Raw genomic sequence first — 683 nt, 5'->3', positions numbered from 1 at the left:
TTTCTCGGAATTTCACCATCGGCAATTTAGCTCCTTGACCACTTCGACCCATGGGTATGCTCTGCTCCCTGACGCTGAACTGAGCGCAGGGTATAAGCACTTCCTCAGGGCTGGACACGACCTGCCGAAGTTGGTGTCATTTTGCATCGTACAAATCTCAGGCCATTCGCGCAGGCTCAGCTGCCTTTGAAACACCCTGGTGAGAAATCTGGGATGACACCGTCATCGGGCTGTTCATCAACCGCTACGAATTTGGCCGCGCTATATGATCGATCGCTTTCCACAGGTCTAGAACACTACCGTACATTTCAAGGGTTTCAGCGATCTCAACTCGAGATCCCTCTAATATTCCCCCATATTCCTCCAATCGAATTGTCAAAAAACTAAACTTTGACCTCCATGTTGGCCTGGAGTTGAATGACCCGAAAAGATAATTGAGATGTATCCTCAATCGCCATACGTCGTCGCCATGTTTTATCTGCGGCATACCAACGAAATCCAGCATCTTTGGCAAGCTGGCGATCGTCATAGCTGACTTCCGCCTTAAACCATGCTTTGGGTCTGAGAGCTTGGTTAATGAGAATGGTTAGTTCATGGGGGGGCAAACAGGGTAAGCGCAAGAAAAAAGGGTCTGTGACATGCTAGAGGCAACCCATCACTGTGCCCCCTGAGAGTTGCCATGA

General features: G+C 49.3%; 1 protein-coding gene. It reads right to left on the bottom strand.

The genetic code is table 11. The features are described from left to right. Positions 1–383: 383 nt before the first annotated feature. Complete coding sequence (locus JUK32_RS00115) at positions 384–605, bottom strand: hypothetical protein (protein ID WP_204136846.1); 222 nt, start codon at positions 603–605, stop codon at positions 384–386. Positions 606–683 lie beyond the last annotated feature (78 nt).

Origin of the sequence: Halomicronema sp. CCY15110 (genome assembly GCF_016888165.1) — a bacterium.
Lineage (GTDB): Bacteria > Cyanobacteriota > Cyanobacteriia > Phormidesmidales > Phormidesmidaceae > Halomicronema.
Note: the sequence above shows the minus strand (reverse complement) of the source record. Positions and strands in the feature narration are given on the sequence as shown.